Genomic DNA, 20,799 nt, shown 5'->3' on the forward strand with positions numbered 1-20,799 from the left:
GCCGAGCCCTCCCGGCCCACCACCGACGACGCCTCGGCGCCGGCCCGCTGACCGGTCATGATCGAGCTGGCGGACCGGCCCGCTTGGTAGGCTCGGACCGTGGACCGGCCCGTGCTCGCGTACCGATGGAGCCAGAGCGAGTTCGTGCGCGCCTGGGAGGCGGGAGCCTTCGACCACCCGGTGGAGCTTGTCGAAGGGGAGATCTGGCCCGTGGTGATCGGATCGTGGCACGGTGACACGGTCGGCGAGATCCTGGCGCGGCTGCCGCGGTCCGGAGTACGGGTGACGACCGCGACGCTGCCGACCGGGCAGTCGCTTCCGGACCCCGACTGTTGGGTACGCCAAGCCGACGCGGATCCCCGGGGCACCATCGGATCGAGGCTGTCCATCTGGGACGCGCGCGACGTGCTGCTCGTGGTCGAGGTCGCGGACGAGACCACGATCCAGGACCTCAACGTCAAAGCCAAGCTCTACGGGCAGGCCGGTTACCCGGTCTACTGGGTGGTGACCCAGGAAGCGATCTACGAGCACACCGAGCCCAGCTCGACCGGCTACCGCAAGCGGGTCGAATATCGGCTGGGAGAGCGCATTCCTGTCCCGTACGCCAACACCGAGCTGGCGGTCGATAATCTGATCGCCCCCGGGCCCGGCTGACCCGTAGCATCCGGCGGACGGCATCGAGCGCTAGGCCGCGTTTCATAGGGCGGTCGAGGTGAGGAACGTTTCGTGCAGATCCGCCCAGCGGTACCCGACGACGCCCCGGCCGTGGTGGCGTTGCGCGCACTGGTCTACCCGTACCTGGTGCGGGGGGTCGAGTCGACCCGACAGATGATCGCCAATCCGCCGCCGGGCGAGGAGTGGGTGGCGTTCGTCGCCGAGCACGCTGGGCGGGTGGTCGGCTGGGTGTCGGCCTACGTCAACGCCAGGACCGCCGAGCCCGGTTTCGGCGAGATCTCCCTGTTGCACGTGCACCCGGAGCATCGGGGCCGGGGCACCGGCACGGCGCTGCTGACCCTGGCGAGGGAGCACGTGCTGCGGCTCGACGCGCGCCGGATCCGGGCCTGGGCCCAGGCGGAATCCCTCGGCTTCGCCCGCCGGCACGGCTTCGAGCCGGGCCGCGAGCTGCGCTACTCGTCGCTCGCGCTGCGGCCGGCGCCGCCCGCGCCGACGGTCCCGGCCGGCGTCGAACTGGCCCCGCTCACCGACCTCACCCCGGAGCTGATGTACGCCGCCGAGGTCGCCGCCGCCTCCGACGAGCCCGAGGACGCGCCGCAGGACGCCATCCCCTTCGAGAGCTGGCGGTACGACGTCTGGGACAACATCGGGCTGGACCGGGACGCCAGCGTCGCCGTGCTCGTTGACGGCGAGGTGGTCGCCTTCTCCCTGGTGAAGCGGGACGGCGAGCGGATGTGGTCGGACATGACCGCGACCCGGCCCGAGTACCGCGGCCGGGGGCTGGCCCGGTTGGCGAAGCGGGGCGCCCTGCACCGGGCCGCCGAACGCGGGGTCACGGTCGCGTACACCTCCAACGACGAGGCGAACGCGCCCATGCTGGCGGTCAACGCCCGGCTCGGCTACCGCCCGATCGCCGCGCAGTGGTCCTGCCTGGCCAGCGTCGGGTGAGCCGGGCAACCGCGCCGCCCGTCGGCGCGGACCGGCCCTCGCCCGGGTCGTGACCTGGGGGTAGGTTTCGACGGGTGACCTTGCAACGCAGTGTTGACCCAGACCAGGTCGGTTTCGACCCGACCCGCCTCGCCCGGATCGACTCGCACTTCGCCCGCTACGTCGACGACGGCCAGCTCGCCGGCTGGCAGGTCGTGGTCACCCGCCGGGGCGAGGTGGCGCACGCCTCGACGTACGGGCTGCGGGACCGCGAGGCGGGTACGCCGGTGGGGTCGGACACCCTGTGGCGGATCTACTCGATGACTAAGCCGCTCACCTCGGTCGCCGCCATGATGCTCTGGGAGGAGGGCCGGTTCGAGCTGACCGACGAGATCAGCCGCTGGCTGCCCGAGTTCGCCGACGTACGCGTCTACGACCGGGGGTCGGCGCTGAAGCCGTACACGGTGCCGGCGGTCGAGCCGATCCGGGTCTGGCACCTGCTCACCCACACCGCCGGTCTGACGTACGGGTTCATGCAGACGCACGTGGTCGACGCCATCTACCGGTCCGCCGGCTTCGACGTGTACCCGGCCGCGGGGCTGGACCTCGCGGGCGCCAGCGCCCGGATCGCCCGGCTGCCGCTGCTCTTCCAGCCCGGGACCGCCTGGGGCTACAGCGTCGCCACCGACGTGCTCGGCCGCCTGATCGAAGTGATCTCCGGGCAGCCGCTGGACACGTTCTTCAGCGAGCGCATCCTCGACCCGCTCGGCATGACCGACACCCGCTGGTGGGTGGAGGACGCGGACGCGCCGCGACTGGCCGCCCTCTACGCGCCGCACCCGAAGACCGGGCAGGCCGTACGGCTCGACGCGCTCGGCGCGCCGGCCCGGCAGAAGCCGGACCTGCACGCCGGCGGGGGCGGCCTGATCTCCACGGCCGCCGACTACCACCGCTTCACGCAGATGCTGCTGCGCGGCGGCGAGCTGGACGGGGTACGCCTGCTCGGCCCCCGCACGGTGCGCTTCATGACCCGTAACCACCTGCCCGGGGGCAGGGACCTCGGGCAGCTCTCGGTGGGCGGGTTCGCGGAGAGCATCTTCGACGGGATCGGCTTCGGACTCGGGTTCGCGGTGGTGCTGGACCCGGTACCGGGCCGGGTGCCGAGCAGCGTCGGCGAGTACTACTGGGGCGGGCTGGCCAGCACCAGCTTCTGGGTCGACCCGGTCGAGGAGATCACCGCGCTCTTCTTCACCCAGCTCGCGCCGTCGAGCACGTACCCGCTCCGCTCCCAGCTGCGCCAGCTCGTCTACTCCGCGATCGTGGACTAGGCCGTGGACTTGGCCGGGGCGGGGATCAGTCGGCGAGCCGCGCCGGGAACCCGCCCGTGGCGATCGGGCCCCAGCTCTCGATGCTGAGCCGGATCAGGCACTTGCCCTGGCGGACCATGGCCTGCCGGTACTCGTCCCAGTCCGGGTGCTCCCCGGAGATGCCGCGGAAGTACTCGACGAGCGGCTCCAGCGCCTCCGGCAGGTCGAGCACCTCGGCCGTACCGTCGACCTGCACCCACGGCCCGTTCCACTCGTCCGACAGGACGCAGGCCGAGACCCTGGGGTCGCGCCGGATGTTGGTGACCTTGGCCCGTTCCGGGTACGTCGAGACCACGATCCGGCCGGCCGGGTCGACGCCGCAGGTCACCGGGGACGACTGCGGCCGCCCGTCGGGGCGGGTGGTCAACAGGACGGCCCGGTGGCGCTGGGCGAGGAAGTCGAGCAGCCCGGCGCGGTCGACGCGGGTGTTGGTCGCGATGGTGCGCGGCATGTCTTGTCTCCTGGTTCCGCCCCACCGGTACGGGCGGGCCGGGGCGTTCGGTCTGTGTGGATCTCCTCAGCACGACCCTACGCCCCGGCCCGGCGCGCGCCGCGTCCCGAGCCCGAGGGGCCTCGACGGGCGCGGCTACCCGCAGCTCGGGGTACCGCCGTTCGCGGCGGAACGGATGCCGGGCGCGTCCCGCACGGTGCTGAAGTTGCTCCGGAAGGCGTTGAACACCGCGGTGTCCTCCAGCTGCAGAAGCGTCTCGTCGGATTGGCGCAGCGAGTTGTAGCTCAGGTTGTGGCTGCCGACCCAGGTGATGGTCCGGTCCGCGCCGCCGTAGTAGTTCCCCTCCACCTGGAGGACCTTCTGGTGGGTCCACGTGCTGTCATCGCCGCAGTAGTACCTGACGATCGGGCCACCGTACGGGCTGCTGGTGGCGCGGAGCAGGTTCTTGATGGCGGTCGTCTCGGCACCGGAGCCCGGGTTGTAGTTCTCGACCACCTGGACGTAGCAGCCCGCGTTGTCCAGCTCCCACAGCTTCGCGGCGAGGTAGCCACGGCTGAAGCTGGTGGTGTTGACCCGGATGATGGTGCGGTACGTGCCGTCCTGGGTGCCGACGCGCGAGTTGCCGAAGCACTTCACGTTGTCGAGCACGGTCTCGATGGTGTCCTCGGCCGGATCGCCGTACGGCTGCCCGTTGCTCTCCTGGCGCGGGTAAAAGTGGATCTTCGCGTTGCCCGAGGTCACCGCCGGCCGGCCGGTGTCGTAGTAGTTGTTGTTGACCTTCTGCGCCTTCAGATCGTCGAAGTAGCCGCTGTAGGCGTTGTAGATGGCCGTGTTGCCGACCAGCACCAGGGCGGCGTTCCAGCCGCGCAGCCCGTCCCGGCCGTCGTGCAGGTTGGCGGTCGACTGGACCACCACGTTGGCCGCGCCTCCGGTGCTGGAGAAGAGGAAGAACTTGTTGTGGTTGATCGACGTGACGTCGTTGATCGTCCGATTGCCGATACACCCACGGTTGGCCGGGCAGAAGAGGATCCACGATCCGGCGCTCAGGTTCGTACCGAGCCCGCTGACCAGCGGCGCGTACGTCGCGGTCTTCGGATCGCCGTTGTTGAAGACGACCTGCACGTCGACGCCCCGGTTCTTCGCCGCCAGCAGCGCGTTCGGGATCGTGGGGTCGTCCGCGTAGTACATCGCCATCCGGATCCGCGACCCGGCCGGCGCATCGCCGATCAGCTGGACGATCCGATTCTGGGTCGCCTGCTTCTGCTCCGTCGTACCGAGGGGATTGTTGAAGACCGCTCCGGTGGTCGGGGCCGCGAGCGCCGGGGAGCCGCCGAGCGTGGCGGTGGCCGCCGCCAGGCAGGCACTCAGCGCCACAGTTGAGATCACTTTCCGCATCGGCGGAAGGTAGCAGGGATGTCGATCTTTCGCTGCCCGTCGCCCGGATCGCCCCACACCGGTACGGACACCGGGTCCAGGTCCGCGCCGAGGCGGGGCGATCACCTAGGGTACGTACCACCGCCGGCCCATTGCCGGCACGGCGATGGCAGGGGGGTTAACGTACGACCTCTCGCCATTCGGGACGGCCACCGAGCCACGCGTCGGCGAGGATGAGGGCCGAGGCCTCGCCGGGGCACTGCTGCACCTTCGACCGGCCACCGTCGCCGCCCACACGCGCTTCTACTTCCCAGAGTTCGCCGTCGGTTCGGACGTACACGTCCCGACGGGCTCGCACTCCCCGATCGCCGTTCCACCAGTGTCGTTCGACTCTCACCGGGTCACGGTATAGCACCGGCGGCGTGATGCAACCTCGGTCGATCTTGTGATTGCAAACCGGTATTTGGCACGGCGTGCGAAATGGTGCGGGCGACGTAACGTACCGTTCCGGAATAGTCGCGATGGGTCGATCGACGCGCTCGTCGAAATCGCGCCCGCGCGTCCCGACCGGCCGGTCGCTATTCGCGTTCGACGTCCGTTCCGGGCCCGCCCGTCATCCCCGACTCGCCGCTCCCGACCGGGCGGTGCCGCGACCGGCCGGGAGCGGACGGGTCCGGATGGACCGCGGGCGGACCACCCCCTCAGGGACGGGGTGCGTTCCCCCCGGCGGCCGGTCCCCCAACGGCCGCGCCACGCGCCCCGTCCCTACCCAGAACCACGTTCGTTCGGCCGGACGGGTTCTCGTCCGGGGGCGCCGCGACGGGTAGCGCTGGTCACACTGGCGCGGTCAGCCTAGGAAGTTAGGAAGATCCCCGTCCCCTGACGCAGCGCGACAACAGGCCCCCAACGGACACGTCGGCGGGCCGTCAGAAGCCGGGGAAGAGGCGGCGCAGGTCGTCCAGAGTGATCGGTCCGGTCACCCGGACCGTCCCGGGGGTGTGCTCCGGCCCGAGGCGGCCGGTGGCCAGCCGCAGCCACGCCTCGCCGGGCAGGATCAGCTCGCCGTCGGCCCGCTCGGGCGCCCCCTCGGTCAGCTCGATCTTGTCGCCCAGCCGCAGCGCGTACGTCCCCTCGGGATCGGTCAGCCGCAGGGTCAGGGTGGCCTCGCGCCCGCCGAGCGCCGCCGGCTTGGCGACCCAGGCGAACATGTGGGCGATCTGTACGAGCAACAGCGGTACCGCCACGGGCGTCACCGTCGCGAACGGATTGAAGGCGACCTCGACGTCCCACTGGTGCAGGGCGAACTCGCTGAGCCGCATCCGCGCGGCGGCGGCGACGTCGACGGGCGCGGGCAGGAAGCCGAGGTTGATCCGCAACTCCTCCCGGGCGGTCGCGTCGAGCGCCTCGTACGCCTCGACGAGCCGCTGGTTGGCGGCGAGGAAGCCGCTGGCGTGCTCGGCCGGCGGCATCGCGTCCCAGCGGGCCCAGACGCCGCGGTTGAAGTCGCCCTCGGGCGCCGGGGCACCGCTGCGGGCGGCCGTGAGCGTGGCCAGGTTGATCTCGGCACCGCTGCCGAGGTGGCTCAGCACCTGGGAGACCTGCCACTCGCTCGCGCCCGAGGGGCGTACCAGGTCGTCGGGGCCGAGGTCCCGGACGAGCGCGGCGAGTTCCTCGTGCCCCGAGCGGAGCGCGGCGATGATCTCATCGGCGGGAGTGGTCATGACTCTCCTGTGTTCGTGGCTGTCGCCGCTTCGTGGCTGTGCCGGCTGTCGGGTTGTCGGGTGCCCGGTGCCGGGACGGTGCCGGACCGGTGCCGGCGGAGGTGCCGGAGGTGGCGGAACGCGCCCGTCACGGCCGCGTTCGGGCCCGCCGGCACCCGTTACCGGTCAACGGTAGACCGGGCGGTCGGGATTGCCGTGCCCGGCGCACGAACCGGCCCGGCCGCCGGTCAGGCTGTACTGGCCGTCCCCGCAGCGGACCATGTAGCCCCGCCCCTCGAAGAAGTTGCTCACGCAGCCGAAGTAGGTGCAGACGTCCGCCGGCGGGTTCTGGACCATCGAGCCGTGGCAGTGGTTGTAGCCGTACGGGTTCGGCGGCGCCCCGCAGAGGTCGGCGGGTTTGGCGGAGGCGGAGGCGCTCCGGCGCGGCGTGGGGCTCGCGGACCTGGAGCCGCTCGGCCTGGGCGTGGGGCTGCTCGGCGCGAGCGTCGTCGGGCTCGCCGACCGGCTCGGCGTGACCGGCGGCGCGGACGATCCGGACGGCTCGGGCAGCGGTACGACGTCGATCCGCGACAGTCCGGGCGAGGCGGCGTCGCTACCGGCCTCCGGCGCGCCCCCCGTCACCCCGGCCACGGCCACCGCGCCCGCCCCGACGAGCAGCACCACGACCGCGCCGAGCACCAGCGCGACCCGGCCCCGGGGCAGCAGGGCGGTGAGCGGCGCGTCCTGCGCCGAGACGAACTCCGGCGCGACCGGTTCGAGCCCCTGGTGCGCGGCGACCAGCCCCTCCAGCAGCGCCACGAACGCCGCGCGCTGCCCGCTCGCGTTCGCCACGGCCAGGGTCAGCTCGAAGCGGAAGACGCCGGCCTGCTCCTCGGTGAGCAGCAGCCCGGAGACCGACCCGCGGTCGGCGACCCCGAGCAGGCTGAACGGCGCGGAGGGGTCGTGGTGCACGCCGACCAGCCGCTCGTAGGCCCACTCGCGCTCGTCCCGGTCGCCGCCGCGGAAGACCACGCGCTGGCTGGTGACGACGGCGGTACCGTTCGCGACCGGCTCGACGCCGGGCGGCAGGATGACCGGGTTCGTGGTTTCGAGCAGGAACGGGAACCGGGTCAGGTCGGGTGGGGGCAGCTCGCCGGGGCTGCGGGGGGCCTCGACCAGGCGTACCCCGGGAAGCTCGGCGGTGATGACCTCACCGGGCCGGAGGTTGAGCCACGGCGCGACGGCCGGATCGGTGGTCCCGTCGAACGCCGCCGCGGCGGCCCACATCCGCCGCAGGTCGGCGTCGCGCCGCCGCCAGATCTCCAGGCGCTCGGCGTACGGACGCCGGCGGGCCGCGTTCTCCTGCTCGGCCCACCGCTCACGCCAGCCGGAACCGGCCGGACCTTCCCCTGCCATACCCTCTCCCACGCGAAGCGGCACGCCCCGGGACCGCTTCGGTACGCCGCCCGGTCGGTCGTGTTGCGATGATCATCCTTGGCCGGTTCGCCCGGGCCGGACCGGGGGACCGGAGACCACCGACGGCTCACCCCGGACACCCTGCCCTACCGAACCCGGCGCGCGCTCCCCCGATCGGCTTCCCGCCCGCGGAAACCGGCCAGTGGCACCGGCACCGGCCCGGGCCGCGCCGGCCGTTCCGACGCCTGACGTTCGACCGCCCGCCGCGTCTGGTCGATCATCACTTTCGATTCGTCACCTAGTGTCTACTCATGACTGTCTCGTCTGCACGATCAGGATCCGCGCGCGCCGCCGGCACGCCGGGCCTCCGCGGCCGGATCGCCGTCGCGCTCGCCGCATCTGTTGTCAGCGGCGCCACCGCCCTGGCCGTCACCGCCTCGGTCCCGGCCCCGGCCGCCGCCGAACCGGACGACGTCGTCGTGTCGGAGGACTTCTCCGCCGGGACGCTACCCGCCGGATGGCGGGCTGTCGATGGCGAGTGGAGGGTCCAGAACGGGCGGTTGATCGGCACCTCGACCAGTTCGAGCGCGAACAACAAGATCACCTTCGGCCCGCACCTGACCGACTTCCGCTTCGAGGCGACCGTACGGTTCGAGTCGGCCCAGGCGGCGACCCGCTGGACCGCGCTCGGCCTGGACATCGGGGCCGACGGCTCGGTGCCGTGGTGGATCGCCACCATGCGCAGCGGCACCACCGCCAGCAACGGGCTGGAGTTCGCCCAGCGCACCACCGCCAACGCCTGGAACGTGACCAACACCGGCTCCGCCCCGTACGCGGCCAACACCGGCCGGGACATCCGGGTCGCGATCGAGGTGCACGGCGCCCAGGCCCGGTGGATCTTCGACGGGCAGGAGCTGCTGCGCACCAGCAGCCTCCAGCGCTCCGCCACCGGCGGGCTGGCCCTGCTGGTCAACGGCGCGACCGTCTCGTTCGACGACGTACGGGTGACCGAGCTGGCCGGCAACGCCTACATCCGCACGCCCGGCAGCCCGTTCCTGGTCATGGCGCACCGGGGCGCCTCGTCGGCCGCGCCCGAGAACACCCTCGTGTCGGAGGAGATCGCCCGCCGGGGCGGCGCGGACTTCATCGAGAACGACGTGCAGCCCAGCAAGGACGGCGTCCCGTTCATCCTGCACGACGCCACCGTGGACCGGACCACCAACGGTACGGGCGCCATCCGGAGCCTCACCTCGACCCAGCTCAAGGCGCTGGACGCCGGCTCCTGGTTCGCCCCGCAGTACGCCGGCGCGCGGATCCCCACCCTCGCCGAGCAGCTGGCCGACCTGCGGACGCGGGGCGGCAACCTGCTGCTGGAGATCAAGGGCAAGCACACCCGGGACGAGGTCGCCAAGATCATTCAGGTGATCCGGGAGCAGCAGATGACCGACCGGGTCTTCGTACAGAGCTTCGAGGTCGACGCGTTGCAGTTCACCCGCGAGCTGGCGCCGGAGCTGCCGCTGGGGCTGCTACGCAGCACCCTCGACGCCGACCCGTTGGCGATCTCCCGGCAGCTCGGCCTGACCGCGTACAACCCGGACGGCAACGCGCTGCTCGCCCGCCCGTCCGTCATCGCCGACCTGCACCGGGCGGGCGTCGCGGTGATGGCGTGGACGATGGACTCGGCCGGCCAGTGGCAGCAGTTGGAGCGGGCCGGCGCTGACGCGATCATCACCAACCGTCCGGCCGAGCTGGCCGGCTGGAACGCCGCCCTGCTCCAGGGCTGACCGCCCGGTCGCAGGGCTGACCGTCGGGGCGGCGCGCGGTCATTTGCGTACCGTGCGCCGCTCCCCGCCGTGGTAGTAGCAGGAGTAGGGGCTACCGCCGCTCCGGCTGACCTTGCCGTCCTTGCACTGGACCAGATAGCCGTTGCCTCGGTTGAAGTTGTCCACGCAGGGGAAGTAGCGGCACGTGTCCCGGGCCGGGTCGGTGATCCGCGAGCCGGTGGCGCAGTAGTGGTAGCCGTACGGGTTCTCCGGTGCGCCGCAGAGGTCGGGGCGGCTCGGGGTGGTCGGCGCCGCGGTCGTCCGCGTCGGCGCGGCCGGCGGCGGGACCGGGCGTCCCGTGGGCGTGCGCGGGGCGCCGGTCGTCGGGGCGACGGTACGCGTCGACGACGGCGTGGGCGTGGCGGCCGACGGCGTACCGCTCGGCTCGGGCGTCGGTCCACCGGACGGACTGGTCAGCTCGCTTCCGACCGGGGCCGGCAGCACCACCTCGGTACGGCCACCCCCCGCGAAGATCGGGTGCTCCTCGGCCGAGCCGGTGCTCGCGAAGGCGAACCCCCCACCGAGCACCACCACGGCCACCAGCCCCGCCGCCCAGGCGAACGTACGGTTGTTGAGCGCGGCGCTCAGCGGCGCCTGCTGGCCCGAGACGAGCACCGGCGCGGCCGGGGCCAGCCCCTGGTGCGCGGCGATCAGCCCGTCGAGGAGGGCGACGAAGGCGGGGCGCGCGCCGGTGGCGTTGGCGAGCGCCAGGGTCAGCTGGAAGCGGAACTCCGCCGCCCGGTCCTCGGGCAGCAGCACCCCGGAGACGGCCGCGCGGTTGCCGAGCCGCAGCAGGGTCAGCGGGGCGCTCGTCTCGTGCAGCAGGCCGGTCAGGTCGTCGTACGTCCAGTCGCGCCGACCCCGCTCGCCGCGGAACGCGATGCGCTCGCTGGTGACGGCGATCGTGCCGGTGTCTACCTGGCTGGCGCCCGGCGGCAGTTGGCCGGGCGCGGCGGACTCGAACAGGTACGGGAACCGGGTCAGGTCGGGAGCGGGCAGCTCGCCCGCGTTGCGGACGCCGACGACGCGCACCTCCGGGGCGGCCCAGAAGACGACCTCGTCGCGGCGCAGGTCCAGCCACGGCGCCAGGCCCGGGTCGATGGTGCCCTGGAAGCTGGTCGCGGTGGAGCGCAGCCGCCGCAGCTCGGCGTCCTGGCGCCGCCACGCCTCCAGGGCGGCCTCGTTGGCCTGCCTGCGGATCTCGTTCTCCCGGACCGCCCAGCGCTGCCGCCAGCCGGAACCGGACGCGGCCGGCCTACCAGTCACCATGTGTTGATCCCCCACCCGAACGCACGGCGTGCTCGGTCTCGACGTCGTGGAGCCGGTCAGCCACACCTGACCAGCAGTGACGGGCGTCAACCTCGTCGTGACGCCCGTTGCCCACCGGGTGACGGTAATCGTCACGAGCGCCGGGGAAAACCCTGGCACGCACCCGCGACCTCGCCGATTACTTCGGATAGTGACCGAAAACTGACAGTTCCGCCCATCGGATGTCGACCGTCCGGCGGGTCGGCGTCGGCCGTCCGGCCGCCGGGTCGACGCCCACCAGCCGGGTCGACGCTCGCCGTCCGGCCGGCGGGTCCACGCTCGCCGCCCGCCCGCCGGGTCGACGCTCGCCGTCTGGCCGGCGGTCAGAGCAGGCCGACGCCGAGGAGCAGCGTGCCGGCGGTGAGCGCGACGCCGCCGGCCGGTACCAGCAGGATCAGCCTGTTCGGCCGGGTGTCCGAGGGACGCACCACCGAGAGGAAGAAGCCGAGCGGCATCAGGATCGGCGCGGTGGCCATCAGCACGCGGATCAGCATCAGCACCGGGCCGGGGTAGTCGGTCCGGTCCAGGTAGAGCAGCGCGACGAGCGCGAAGAGCACCAGTACGCCGGCGTGCGCGTGACCGGCGGTCCAGAGGCCGCGGCGTACGGGGTTGTCCAAATAGCCCGGGATGCGGCGGACGAGCTGCATCAGCAGCGACAGTCCGCCGAACGCGATGGTCGAGACGGTGATCAGAAGGATGGCGGCGGTGATCCGGGTTTCCGTGGTCATCGGGGTGGTCCGTTCGGTCGCTGCGAACTTGTCACCGTAAAGATGCCGCCCGGCAGCCATCTTGTCAATGACAAAATTCCGAGACCGGGTCTCGCCCGGACGCGCGCCGCCGACGCCGGACGTGCGCTGCCGACGCCGGGGGAAACTCGGTGGGCCCGGCCGCACGCCGCTGCTACCGTGTCCGCGTGCTTCCGTTCGCGTCCCAGCCGATGATGCCCCGCCACCGGGGCCACTGACGCTGGACGCATGAACGTTCCGAGGCCCTGGACACGGGCCTCGATTCGGGTACGGGTCGGAGCCCCGATTCTTCGAGGACGGTTCCGATGACCCGCCGGTGCTACCTGACCACGACCATCCCGTACGTCAACGCCCGCCCCCACCTCGGGTTCGCCCTGGAACTCGTGCAGGCCGACGCGCTCGCCAGACACCGGCGCCAGCGCGGCGACGAGGTACGTCTCCTCAGCGGTACGGACGACAACTCGCTGAAGAACGTGCTGGCCGCCGAGGCCGAGGGCCTGCCGACGCGGGAACTCGTCGACCGCAACGCCGCCGCGTTCGAGGCGCTGCGCCAACCGCTGGCGCTCTCCTTCGACGACTTCATCCGCACCAGCCGGGATCCCCGCCACCGCCCGGGGGTGGAACGGCTCTGGCGCGCCTGCGCGGCCGCCGGTGACCTCTACCGCAGGCACTACCAGGGGCTGTACTGCGTCGGGTGCGAGCAGTTCTACGCCGAGGCCGAACTGCCCGCCGGTCGCTGCCCCGAACACGGCACCCCACCGCAGCTCGTCGTCGAGGAGAACTGGTTCTTCCGCCTGTCCCGGTACCAGGACCAGCTGCTCGACCTCGTCGGCAGCGGGCGGCTGCGGATCGAACCGGAGGCACGCCGCAACGAGGTGCTCGGCTTCATCGCGGCCGGGCTGAGCGACTTCAGCGTCTCCCGCTCGCACACCCGCGCGCGGGGCTGGGGCATCCCCGTACCGGAGGACCCCGACCAGGTCATCTACGTCTGGTGGGACGCCCTGGGCAACTACCTCACCGCCCTCGACTACGCCGACCGGGGCCCCGACTACCGGCACTGGTGGGTCGACAGCCCGCGGCGGATCCACCTGCTCGGCAAGGGCGTGCTGCGCTTCCACGCCGTGTACTGGCCGGCGATACTGCTGTCGGCCGGCGAGCCGCTCCCCACCGACCTGCTCGTGCACGACTACCTCACGGTCGACGGCAAGAAGATCAGCAAATCCGCCGGTACCGCCGTCGACCCCGTCGAACTCGTCGCCCGGTTCGGCACCGATCCGGTGCGCTGGTGGCTGCTGCGGGAGGTGCCCCGCGTCGGCGACGCGGACTTCACCGTCGACAGGCTCGTCGCCCGCACGAACGGCGATCTCGCCGACCGCCTGGGCAACCTCGTCAATCGGGTCGTCAACCTGGTGCACCGCTACCGCGACGGCCGACCGCCGACCGGCACCGGGCGGCCGGACGCCGACGCGTACCGGCTGGCGACCGCCTGCGAGCGGGCCCCGGGGCTGGTCGCGGCGGCGCTGGACAACTTCGACTTCCGGGCCGCCACCGCCGCCGTCTGGAGCATCGTGGAGGAGGCGAACCGGTACGTGGAGCTGGTCCGACCCTGGCAGCTCTTCAGGGCCGAACGCGACGGCGATCCCCACGCCACGGTGCGGCTCGACGGCACGCTCGACGTTCTCGTCCGCGCCTGCCGGACGCTCGCCGAGCAGATCGGCCCCTTCCTGCCCGACGCAGGGGACCGGATCGCCGCCCAGTGCGCGCCCTCGGCCGGGCGGCTGCCCGCGCCGCGACCGCTCTTCCCGAAGATCGTGACGGGGACGGACGGCCGGGGGTGACCAGCGCCATGATCGAATGACGGCGACCGAGGCGCCGGACGATCTCCGAGGGGATGCCGATGACCGTGCTGCTGCGGGTGCCCGCCGCGCCGCCCACCCCCGCGCTGCTGCTGCGTCCGTGGCGCGACGGGGACGCCGGGGCGCTGATCGAGGCGTACCACGATCCGGTGCTGCGGCGGTGGACCCGGATGCCGGTGACCGGGCCGGAGGACGCGGCCCGCTGGCTGGAGGTGCGGCACCAGGGCTGGGAGACCGGTACCGGCCTCAGCTTCGCCGTACTGACGGACGGGCCGGCACCCGACGGCGGCCCGGCTGCCGACGGCCGCCCGGCTGTCGACGGCCGCCCGGCTGTCGACGGCCGCCCGGCTGTCGACGGCCGCCCGGCTGTCGACGGCCGCCCGGTTGTCGACGGCGGTGCCGAGTTGGTCGGCAACGTGGTGCTCAAGCGCCCCGCGCCGCACGGCGACTCCGCCGAGGTCGGCTACTGGACGGCCGCGGCGGCCCGAGGGCGCGGCGTCGCCCCGCGCGCCCTCGACGCGCTCACCCGCTGGGCGTTCGAGACCCTCGGGCTGGCGCGACTCGAACTGCTGCACCAGGTCGACAATCTCGCCTCCTGCCGGGTCGCCGAGAAGGCCGGGTACGACTACGAGCGCACCCTGCCCGCCCGGCCGCCCTTCCCCCGCGACGGCCACCTGCACGTACGCCTCCCCGCCACCCCGAGCGCACTCCGCCGCCCGACGACCCGCTAATGTCCCTTGTGGACGTATTGTCGACATAGACGGGGGAATGCTCTGTGATCCGACACTCCAGATTGTCGCTGCCCGCGGCGGCCATCCTGTTGGCCTGCGCCGCCGCGCAGCCCGCCGCCGCGGCGGGCGCCGCACCCGCCGGGTCCGCCACCGTACGGACCGTCTCGGGCCTCAGCCCGCTGCCCGCGGGCTGCGGTCTACCGCCGGGCGACGGCTACACGCTCAACCCCAACGCCGAGGTCCTACCCGTGCTGGCTCGGGACCCGAACCGTCCGTGGCACCTCGTCACGGTGTTCCAGCAGGACCGCTGGAACCGGTACGGCAGCAACGGCGCCGTCACCGCGGTCTCGGACGACTACGGACGGACCTGGCAGCGGTCCGCGAACCTACCCGCCTTCTCCCGGTGCAACGGTGGCACGGCCGCCAACGGCGGAGACTACGACGTCACGACCGACCACTGGGTCACGGTCACCCCGTCGGGCGCGGCGGTGGCCGCGTCGTTCTCGCTCTCCCGCACCGGCGAGGTGACCGCCATCCTGGTGGCGCGCTCCGCCGACGGCGGCCGGCACTGGGACGCCCCGGTGACCCTGCAACGGGACGACAACCCGCGGTTCTTCAACGACCGCCCGACGGTGACCGCGGACCCGTACCGTCCCGGCGTGGTCTACGCGGTCTGGGACCGCGTCGACAACCAGTCGACCGACACGGAGGAGAACTGGGTACAGCCGATCTACCTGGCGAAGTCGACCGACGACGGCCGCACCTGGACCACGAGCAAGGTGTACGACGTACCGAGGAACAGCGGCGTCATCGGTACGCAGCTGGTGCCGCTCGCGGACGGGACGCTGCTGATCGGCATGCACCACGAGACGGACACCGAGGCGGCCACCCAGGTCATCCGCTCGACCGACGGCGGTCGCACCTGGTCGGCGCCGACGTTGAACGTGCCGGCCCCGTTCGCGGTGGGCGTCACCATCCCGGACCCCGACAACTCGGGTGATCCGGTGCGCAACGCCTCCCTGCCGCTGCTGGCCGCCCAGCCGGGCACCCAGGTGGTGCACGCCGTCTGGCAGAGCCAGGCCGCCGACGGCACCTTCCACGTGGCCTACTCGCGCTCGACGGACGGCGGCCGGAACTGGTCCGGTCCGGCGCGCGTGGACCGTACGCCCAGCGGCTCGGCCGCCGTGCCGGTGGTCGCCGTGTCGCAGACGGGCACGGTGGCGGTCACCTACTACGACTTCCGCAACAACACGCCCGACCCGGTCACCCTGCCCACCGACCTGTGGGCCGTCACCTGCGCGAAGGACTGCACGCAGCCCGGAGCCTGGCGCGAGCAGCACATCGAGGGCCCGTTCGACGCGCGGAGGGTTCCCGCGACGAGCGCCGGCCGCCTGGTCGGGGACTACAGCGGCCTGGTTTCGACCGGTGGGAACTTCGTGGCCGTGTACGGCGCGGCCACCACGGACGCGGCCAACCCGGTGGACATCCACAGCGCGACGTTCTCCGGCTGACCGTTCCGCGTCCCGGGCGGGGTTCGGACCGACCGAACCCCGCCTGGGCAGGTCGAATCCTGCTGTCGCTCGTCAGGGGGCGGCGTTAGAGTCGCGGACATGACGACCGAGGCTCCCACCCTGATGGACGTGGCCAGGGCAGCCGGGGTCTCCCGGTCGGCCGTGTCACGGGTGCTCAACGACGAACCGGGGGTCGCCCCCGAGGTACGGGACCGGGTCCGGCGGCTCATCGCGGAGCTGGGCTACCGGCCCAACGCGATGGCTCGGGCGCTGGCCAGGGGCCACGCCGCCGACCTGGTCGAGCTGGTCGTCATCGAACGCGACCACCGGACGTTCGGCGCCAACCCGCACTACGGGCGGATCATGACGGGGGTGCTCGACGCGCTCGCCGGGACCGACGTCCAGATGCGGGTGGTCGTCGCCGACGAGGCGCGGGTCGTCGCGGCGGTGACCGAAACCCCGCGTACCCGGGCGGTGGGATCGGTGCTGGTGAACGTGGCCCCGGACCTGGCCGCCGAGCTGGCCCGCCACCGCGACCGGATCGTGTCGATGGGGCGCTCCGCACCCCGCGTCCCGTACGCGGAGCCGGAGAACGCCAACGGCGTACGCGCGGCGATCCAGCACCTCTATGCGCTCGGGCGGCGCCGGATCGCCGCCATCCACGGCCCGCAGAACGGTACGTGCGGGGTCGAGCGGCGGTTGGGCTACCTCGACGCGATGGCGGAGCTCGGACTGCCGACGTACTCGGCGGCCGGCGACTTCACCCGGGAGACCGCGCTGGCGTCGACCCGGCGGCTGATCGGAGCCGAACCGGAGATCGACGCGATCGTCGCCGCCTGCGACCAGAGCGCCCTCGGCGCCTTGCAGGCCCTGACGGAGGCGGGCCGCCGGGTACCGGACGACGTGGCCCTCGTCGGCTTCGACAACGGCATCCTCGCGGTCTCCGCGAACCCGCCGCTGACCTCGGTGCACCACCCGGTCGAGGAGGTCGCGGCGACGGCCACCCGGCAGCTGCTCCAGCGCCGGCAGGACCTGTCGTGGCACGCCGCCTTCCCCACGCCGCTGGTCGTCCGGAAGAGTTCGGTCGGCTGACCGGGCCGCCCCCGCCGGTTACAGCGGTCGCACGTACGCGGCCCGCCACCGCGGCGACGGATCCGCCCCGGGCCGGGTCCAGTACTCCCGACCGTCCGCGACCTGCCCGTCCCGGACCGTCCAGAACGAGACCGCGCGGTGGATGCCCATCGTCTCGTGCGGCACCTCCACCTCGGAGACGACGGTCTCGCCGTCGGCGACGATCCGCAGCACCTTGATCGACCACCCCTCGGGGTACTCCGCGTTGACAGCCACGTAGTTGTCCCGACCGACGATCCGCTCGGCGCTGACCGGCCACTCCACCACGAGATCGGCGGCGAGCAGCCGGCCGAGCCCGTCCCAGTCGCGAGCCTGCATCCGATCCCACAGCGCGTGAATGATCTCGACCTCTTCCATGCCGCACATCCTGACGGCGCCCACCGACGAACTCGCCGGCCGCCTATGCGCTCGGCGATTGCTCGTCGCAGCCGCCCGGGTGTCCCTCGGGCAACCGACAGCGGCGGCTCCGGTCGCCGTCGACCCACAGACCGCAGTGGAGCCGGTGCCGCAGGTTTTGCCGGTGTTCCTCGGAGAGGGTCGTCTCACCGAAGTCGATGTCGGTCACGTGGGCCAGCGACCGCTCCAACGCGGCGGCCAACTCGAAAACCTGCGCCTTCGAGGTGATGATGGTGGGCAGATGAATGATCCAGCGATCGTCTCTCATCGCGCTCTCCGATCCTCGTGCTTCGGCCAGTACGGGTCGTCGAAGCGGCAGCCGACGTGCCGGGCCTGCCACTGGCGCAGCCCCTGACGCATCCGCTCGCTCTGCGTCCGAGCGGTGATCAGCTCCCGGTGCAGGCGTTCCAACTCGTCCGCTAGCGCGCCGAGGTACGCGTACACCTCGTCCGGGTCGAGGCCGCGCCGGCGTACGCCGAAGGTGATGGCGCGGATGCCGCCCGGGGTGAAGCTCTCGACGCTGGGATGGTTCACCGCTGCCTCTCCTCGTGAGTGACGGGTAGCGCGGCACCGGGGCGGGCGGGGTCGGCGGCACCACCGGGGAAACGCGGTGGCCGTGCTCCCGCAACCGCCCGGGGCCAGTGCACGGAGCCTGGGGTGTCCGGCGAATCCGGCTCTGGCAACTCTCAGCCAGCCACCGGAGGCGGCTCCTCTCTCATGCAGGTCATTGGGTACCGGGACAGGACCACCAACCTGTCGGCCGCCTCAACCGCAGGTCATAGGGCCGCTGTCCCGGCCGCAGGAACCGTCCAGTGCCTAGCTGGGATCCCTTGCGCGAGCTACCTTACCGACAATACCGGTAAAGTCAACGTTGCTCTTGAAGTAGGGAGGCGTTTCGTGATCAGATGTGTGGGCCTAGCTGGGAGTCATCCACATGCCCGCACCACGCCGCTTCGAGCCGCACTATCGGCGGATCATCGCCGACATCAGGCAGCGCATCGCCTCAGGCGAGTGGCCGCCGGGCCACAAGCTGCCGTCAACGAAGGCGCTGGCAGACATGTACGAGGTCGGCAGTCAGTCGACGGTACGGCAGGCCATCACCATCCTGATCGAGACCGGCGAGCTGTACGGCCACCAGGGCTTGGGCGTCTTCGTAGCCGACGACGTGGACAAGCAGTAGCCTCCGCGCGACGCCGTCTGCGATCCCGTCGGCCGGATCGACCGCTGCGAGAGTGCGAGTCAGTCAAATCGAGCCGGGCGCGCACGCACCGACCATGAAGCTATTGCCACACACCCAACTCGCAAATTTTACACTCAATTTCACCTTCACGGCAGCTTGTTCGATAGCCCTCTCAGCGGGACGGCTTCAGGAAAGCGCACGGACTAAACATGCAACAGACAGAATGAGCCAAGCAGCACGAATTTTAACCAAATACAATCGAAATAACGCCACAACCAGGTTCTTCACTGAGTCATACGCTTCCGCGCCTCTTCGGCCAGGAGGATCGCTCGGGCCTCAATAAACCGCGCGTAATGGTCATCATACAACTCACGCGCAGGACAGAGAGCACGAGCCAGGACATCAGGGTCAGCCGCAACGTCGGAGCGATAATCACTTGGAGCCCTACCACCGAGCACCTTGCTATCAATCGAGCTAATAAAACACATATTCGCAAGATAGCCGTGACTCTGAGCAGGAACTTCACGACTCCTCAGAAAGGCCCGAGGGTAGAGGTTTCGAGACCTCTTAAGTTGCAGCCCAAAGCTTGACCTGCGCCAAGTCAGGTAATTGGCATGGCCTGGACTATCGGCTCGGCCAGGAAGGAAATCATCGACTGGTTGGCCTCCCAGCCGTCCGGGAACTTGACGGGGACGTTGAGGTGGACCGGCTCGGTCGACGGGTGGGCGTCGAGCAGTTCGGCGATGCCGTCGCGGGCCACCACGACGCAGGCGTGCCGGTGCCGGGAGGTGAGCACGCAGAGCCGCCCGGACTCCAGGTGGAACGCGGTCGCGTCGCGCCGGCCGGAGAGCGGGTGCAGCACGATGGTGACGTCGTACTCCCGGCCCTGGAGGCGGTTGGCGGTGTCGACCGTGATGCCGGCCGCCGCCTCGCCTAGCAGGGAGCGGATGACCGCGACCTGGTCGCGGTGCGCCGCCCCGATGGCGATCCGGGTCGCGTCGACCGGCTCGCCGCCGGGCGACCGCTCCGAGACCGCGACCGTGCCGCGCGCCAGGATGCGCCGGGCCAGCTCCGCGCAGGCCGCGGCGGCCTCGCCGTCGGTACGCAGGGTGTGCCGGGCCGGCAGCTGGTAGAGCGCCCAGCCCGTGTGCGCCGCCAGCTCCACCGTCGCGTCGAACCGGTCCCCCGGTCCGGGCCGCGTGAACGCCAACGCCCGGTCCGCCTCGGTGGTGCCGGCGCGGAACCCCGTGAACGGATAGAAGGCCCGCGCCACCACGGGCGCCGCCGAGGCGGGCAGCCGCCACGACACCGGCAGCCGGTGTACCGGCAGGTCGGGGTTGTGCCGCAGCAGCACCGCCACGGCCGACTGCATCGGGTCCCAGGTCAGGCCGGTCCAGCGGAACGACTCGACGGTGGAGAACGGGTCGAGCTGGCCGGGATCGCCCACGAACAGGGCCCGCTCGAACCGTCCGGCCACGCGCAGCAGGGCGTCCGAGCGCATCTGGTACGCCTCGTCCACGATCGCCCACGGCCACGAGCCCTCGGGGATCATTGCCCACTTGGCGGCCGTACCGATGATGACGGCCGGCCCGCCGAGATCCGCGACCTTCGCGCCGACCCGGACTGAGTCGTGCTGTCTGACCCGCTCGGTGGGGACGTAGTCGCCCGCCGAGAGCCGGCCGATCCGCAGCTCGGGGGCCTTCTGCGCCAGCCGGTCGATCAGGTCGTCGACCTGCTCGTTGGTCTGGGCGATGATGATGAGCGGCTCGCCGGCGGCGGCCAGCTCGATCGCGGCGCGTACCACGAGGGTGGACTTCCCCGCGCCCGGCGGCGAGTCGACCACGACGCCGCGATGCCGGCCCGATCGCAGGTCGGCCAGGACCGCCGAGACCACCCTCTCCGCCTCGACGCCCGGCGGCAGTGCCAAGTCCGTAACCACGTGACCGTCCTACCTCCTCCCACCGACGGTTTCGGAGACGCTACTCTTCGCCAACCGTCACGGTGACCCCCGCTGCTTCGTCTGATCGGGTCAACAGCCTGCCCGCTCCGGCGATCGGGCGCTACGCCCGGTCCGGCGCGGTTGGGTCGATCACCCGGCGGCCGGCCGCGCCCGCGCCGCCGTCTGTTGCGGATCTGACGCCCGATGACCGCCACGACGGCTGTCCGGCGTGGGCAGTCCGGCTAGCCTTACGGCTGGCGGGACCGGC

19 protein-coding genes are annotated in these 20,799 nt (G+C 71.9%); 9 read left to right on the top strand and 10 right to left on the bottom strand.

The genetic code is table 11. The annotated features are described in order from the left end of the window. Nucleotides 1-99: 99 nt before the first annotated feature. The 3 genes from AB0J86_RS06095 to AB0J86_RS06105 all read left to right on the top strand — a co-directional run bounded on the left by AB0J86_RS06095 (nucleotide 100) and on the right by AB0J86_RS06105 (nucleotide 2,930). Nucleotides 100-654: a Uma2 family endonuclease gene (locus tag AB0J86_RS06095; RefSeq protein ID WP_363853268.1), complete on the top strand. Its 555-nt coding sequence runs from the start codon at nucleotides 100-102 to the stop codon at nucleotides 652-654. Nucleotides 655-726: 72 nt separating this feature from the next. Further along, nucleotides 727-1,623, top strand: coding sequence for a GNAT family N-acetyltransferase (locus AB0J86_RS06100; RefSeq protein ID WP_363853271.1), 897 nt, complete (start codon nucleotides 727-729; stop codon nucleotides 1,621-1,623). Nucleotides 1,624-1,697: 74 nt separating this feature from the next. Further along, on the top strand, nucleotides 1,698-2,930 hold the full coding sequence (locus tag AB0J86_RS06105) for a serine hydrolase domain-containing protein (protein WP_363853274.1): 1,233 nt from the start codon (nucleotides 1,698-1,700) through the stop codon (nucleotides 2,928-2,930). Between the two features lie 25 nt (nucleotides 2,931-2,955). On the opposite strand, the gene AB0J86_RS06110 is transcribed toward AB0J86_RS06105, so the two are convergent. The 4 genes from AB0J86_RS06110 to AB0J86_RS06125 all read right to left on the bottom strand — a co-directional run bounded on the left by AB0J86_RS06110 (nucleotide 2,956) and on the right by AB0J86_RS06125 (nucleotide 7,910). Beyond that, nucleotides 2,956-3,420 (bottom strand): PPOX class F420-dependent oxidoreductase, encoded by a 465-nt coding sequence (locus tag AB0J86_RS06110; RefSeq protein WP_363853277.1) that lies wholly within the window; start codon nucleotides 3,418-3,420, stop codon nucleotides 2,956-2,958. 135 nt (nucleotides 3,421-3,555) lie between these two features. Continuing rightward, nucleotides 3,556-4,815 (bottom strand): phospholipase D-like domain-containing protein, encoded by a 1,260-nt coding sequence (locus AB0J86_RS06115; protein ID WP_363853280.1) that lies wholly within the window; start codon nucleotides 4,813-4,815, stop codon nucleotides 3,556-3,558. Nucleotides 4,816-5,720: 905 nt separating this feature from the next. Continuing rightward, nucleotides 5,721-6,515: a maleylpyruvate isomerase family mycothiol-dependent enzyme gene (locus AB0J86_RS06120; protein ID WP_363853283.1), complete on the bottom strand. Its 795-nt coding sequence runs from the start codon at nucleotides 6,513-6,515 to the stop codon at nucleotides 5,721-5,723. Between the two features lie 165 nt (nucleotides 6,516-6,680). Further along, the gene (locus AB0J86_RS06125) at nucleotides 6,681-7,910 is read right to left on the bottom strand and encodes a hypothetical protein (protein WP_363853285.1); all 1,230 of its coding nucleotides are present in this window, start codon (nucleotides 7,908-7,910) and stop codon (nucleotides 6,681-6,683) included. A 311-nt stretch (nucleotides 7,911-8,221) separates the two neighbouring features. On the opposite strand from AB0J86_RS06125, the gene AB0J86_RS06130 reads away from it, so the two are divergent. Further along, nucleotides 8,222-9,694, top strand: a complete 1,473-nt coding sequence (locus AB0J86_RS06130; protein WP_363853288.1) for a glycerophosphodiester phosphodiesterase family protein — start codon at nucleotides 8,222-8,224, stop codon at nucleotides 9,692-9,694. A gap of 39 nt (nucleotides 9,695-9,733) precedes the next feature. On the opposite strand, the gene AB0J86_RS06135 is transcribed toward AB0J86_RS06130, so the two are convergent. Together AB0J86_RS06135 and AB0J86_RS06140 are read right to left on the bottom strand one after the other, a co-directional pair. Further along, complete coding sequence (locus AB0J86_RS06135) at nucleotides 9,734-11,002, bottom strand: hypothetical protein (RefSeq protein ID WP_363853291.1); 1,269 nt, start codon at nucleotides 11,000-11,002, stop codon at nucleotides 9,734-9,736. 362 nt (nucleotides 11,003-11,364) lie between these two features. Beyond that, on the bottom strand, nucleotides 11,365-11,769 hold the full coding sequence (locus AB0J86_RS06140; protein ID WP_363853294.1) for a hypothetical protein: 405 nt from the start codon (nucleotides 11,767-11,769) through the stop codon (nucleotides 11,365-11,367). Between the two features lie 323 nt (nucleotides 11,770-12,092). On the opposite strand from AB0J86_RS06140, the gene AB0J86_RS06145 reads away from it, so the two are divergent. The 4 genes from AB0J86_RS06145 (at nucleotide 12,093) to AB0J86_RS06160 (ending at nucleotide 16,977) form a co-directional block, all read left to right on the top strand. Then, complete coding sequence (locus tag AB0J86_RS06145) at nucleotides 12,093-13,625, top strand: methionine--tRNA ligase (protein WP_363853297.1); 1,533 nt, start codon at nucleotides 12,093-12,095, stop codon at nucleotides 13,623-13,625. Nucleotides 13,626-13,684: 59 nt separating this feature from the next. Then, the gene (locus AB0J86_RS06150) at nucleotides 13,685-14,374 is read left to right on the top strand and encodes a GNAT family N-acetyltransferase (protein ID WP_363853299.1); all 690 of its coding nucleotides are present in this window, start codon (nucleotides 13,685-13,687) and stop codon (nucleotides 14,372-14,374) included. Between the two features lie 44 nt (nucleotides 14,375-14,418). Continuing rightward, complete coding sequence (locus tag AB0J86_RS06155; protein WP_363853302.1) at nucleotides 14,419-15,885, top strand: sialidase family protein; 1,467 nt, start codon at nucleotides 14,419-14,421, stop codon at nucleotides 15,883-15,885. Nucleotides 15,886-15,984: 99 nt separating this feature from the next. Beyond that, nucleotides 15,985-16,977, top strand: a complete 993-nt coding sequence (locus AB0J86_RS06160) for a LacI family DNA-binding transcriptional regulator (RefSeq protein WP_363853305.1) — start codon at nucleotides 15,985-15,987, stop codon at nucleotides 16,975-16,977. An 18-nt stretch (nucleotides 16,978-16,995) separates the two neighbouring features. On the opposite strand, the gene AB0J86_RS06165 is transcribed toward AB0J86_RS06160, so the two are convergent. From AB0J86_RS06165 to AB0J86_RS06175, 3 genes are read right to left on the bottom strand one after another with little or no spacing between them, the layout of a single operon-like run. After that, nucleotides 16,996-17,373: a nuclear transport factor 2 family protein gene (locus tag AB0J86_RS06165; RefSeq protein ID WP_363853308.1), complete on the bottom strand. Its 378-nt coding sequence runs from the start codon at nucleotides 17,371-17,373 to the stop codon at nucleotides 16,996-16,998. A gap of 43 nt (nucleotides 17,374-17,416) precedes the next feature. Further along, nucleotides 17,417-17,680 (bottom strand): hypothetical protein, encoded by a 264-nt coding sequence (locus tag AB0J86_RS06170; RefSeq protein WP_363853311.1) that lies wholly within the window; start codon nucleotides 17,678-17,680, stop codon nucleotides 17,417-17,419. Continuing rightward, the gene (locus AB0J86_RS06175; RefSeq protein WP_363853314.1) at nucleotides 17,677-17,946 is read right to left on the bottom strand and encodes a DivIVA domain-containing protein; all 270 of its coding nucleotides are present in this window, start codon (nucleotides 17,944-17,946) and stop codon (nucleotides 17,677-17,679) included. The genes AB0J86_RS06170 and AB0J86_RS06175 overlap by 4 nt, the downstream gene beginning before the upstream one ends. Before the next feature lie 400 nt (nucleotides 17,947-18,346). On the opposite strand from AB0J86_RS06175, the gene AB0J86_RS06180 reads away from it, so the two are divergent. Further along, nucleotides 18,347-18,592, top strand: a complete 246-nt coding sequence (locus AB0J86_RS06180) for a winged helix-turn-helix domain-containing protein (RefSeq protein ID WP_363853316.1) — start codon at nucleotides 18,347-18,349, stop codon at nucleotides 18,590-18,592. A gap of 601 nt (nucleotides 18,593-19,193) precedes the next feature. Here the strand turns inward: AB0J86_RS06180 and AB0J86_RS06185 are convergent. Beyond that, nucleotides 19,194-20,531, bottom strand: a complete 1,338-nt coding sequence (locus AB0J86_RS06185) for an AAA domain-containing protein (RefSeq protein WP_363853319.1) — start codon at nucleotides 20,529-20,531, stop codon at nucleotides 19,194-19,196. Between the last annotated feature and the right edge of the window lie 268 nt (nucleotides 20,532-20,799).

Source organism: Micromonospora sp. NPDC049559, assembly GCF_040676675.1.
In the GTDB taxonomy this organism is placed as follows: Bacteria; Actinomycetota; Actinomycetes; order Mycobacteriales; family Micromonosporaceae; genus JBFAPK01.

What these genes read in the sequence shown, in the direction of transcription:
- AB0J86_RS06115 (WP_363853280.1), bottom strand. Translation starts at nt 4,815, where the DNA reads ATGCGGAAAGTGATCTCAACTGTGGCGCTGAGTGCCTGCCTGGCGGCG.
- AB0J86_RS06180 (WP_363853316.1), top strand. Translation starts at nt 18,347, where the DNA reads ATGCCCGCACCACGCCGCTTCGAGCCGCACTATCGGCGGATCATCGCC.
- AB0J86_RS06110 (WP_363853277.1), bottom strand. Translation starts at nt 3,420, where the DNA reads ATGCCGCGCACCATCGCGACCAACACCCGCGTCGACCGCGCCGGGCTG.
- AB0J86_RS06150 (WP_363853299.1), top strand. Translation starts at nt 13,685, where the DNA reads ATGACCGTGCTGCTGCGGGTGCCCGCCGCGCCGCCCACCCCCGCGCTG.
- AB0J86_RS06170 (WP_363853311.1), bottom strand. Translation starts at nt 17,680, where the DNA reads ATGAGAGACGATCGCTGGATCATTCATCTGCCCACCATCATCACCTCG.
- AB0J86_RS06120 (WP_363853283.1), bottom strand. Translation starts at nt 6,515, where the DNA reads ATGACCACTCCCGCCGATGAGATCATCGCCGCGCTCCGCTCGGGGCAC.
- AB0J86_RS06145 (WP_363853297.1), top strand. Translation starts at nt 12,093, where the DNA reads ATGACCCGCCGGTGCTACCTGACCACGACCATCCCGTACGTCAACGCC.
- AB0J86_RS06160 (WP_363853305.1), top strand. Translation starts at nt 15,985, where the DNA reads ATGACGACCGAGGCTCCCACCCTGATGGACGTGGCCAGGGCAGCCGGG.
- AB0J86_RS06125 (WP_363853285.1), bottom strand. Translation starts at nt 7,910, where the DNA reads ATGGCAGGGGAAGGTCCGGCCGGTTCCGGCTGGCGTGAGCGGTGGGCC.
- AB0J86_RS06130 (WP_363853288.1), top strand. Translation starts at nt 8,222, where the DNA reads ATGACTGTCTCGTCTGCACGATCAGGATCCGCGCGCGCCGCCGGCACG.
- AB0J86_RS06135 (WP_363853291.1), bottom strand. Translation starts at nt 11,002, where the DNA reads ATGGTGACTGGTAGGCCGGCCGCGTCCGGTTCCGGCTGGCGGCAGCGC.
- AB0J86_RS06165 (WP_363853308.1), bottom strand. Translation starts at nt 17,373, where the DNA reads ATGGAAGAGGTCGAGATCATTCACGCGCTGTGGGATCGGATGCAGGCT.
- AB0J86_RS06140 (WP_363853294.1), bottom strand. Translation starts at nt 11,769, where the DNA reads ATGACCACGGAAACCCGGATCACCGCCGCCATCCTTCTGATCACCGTC.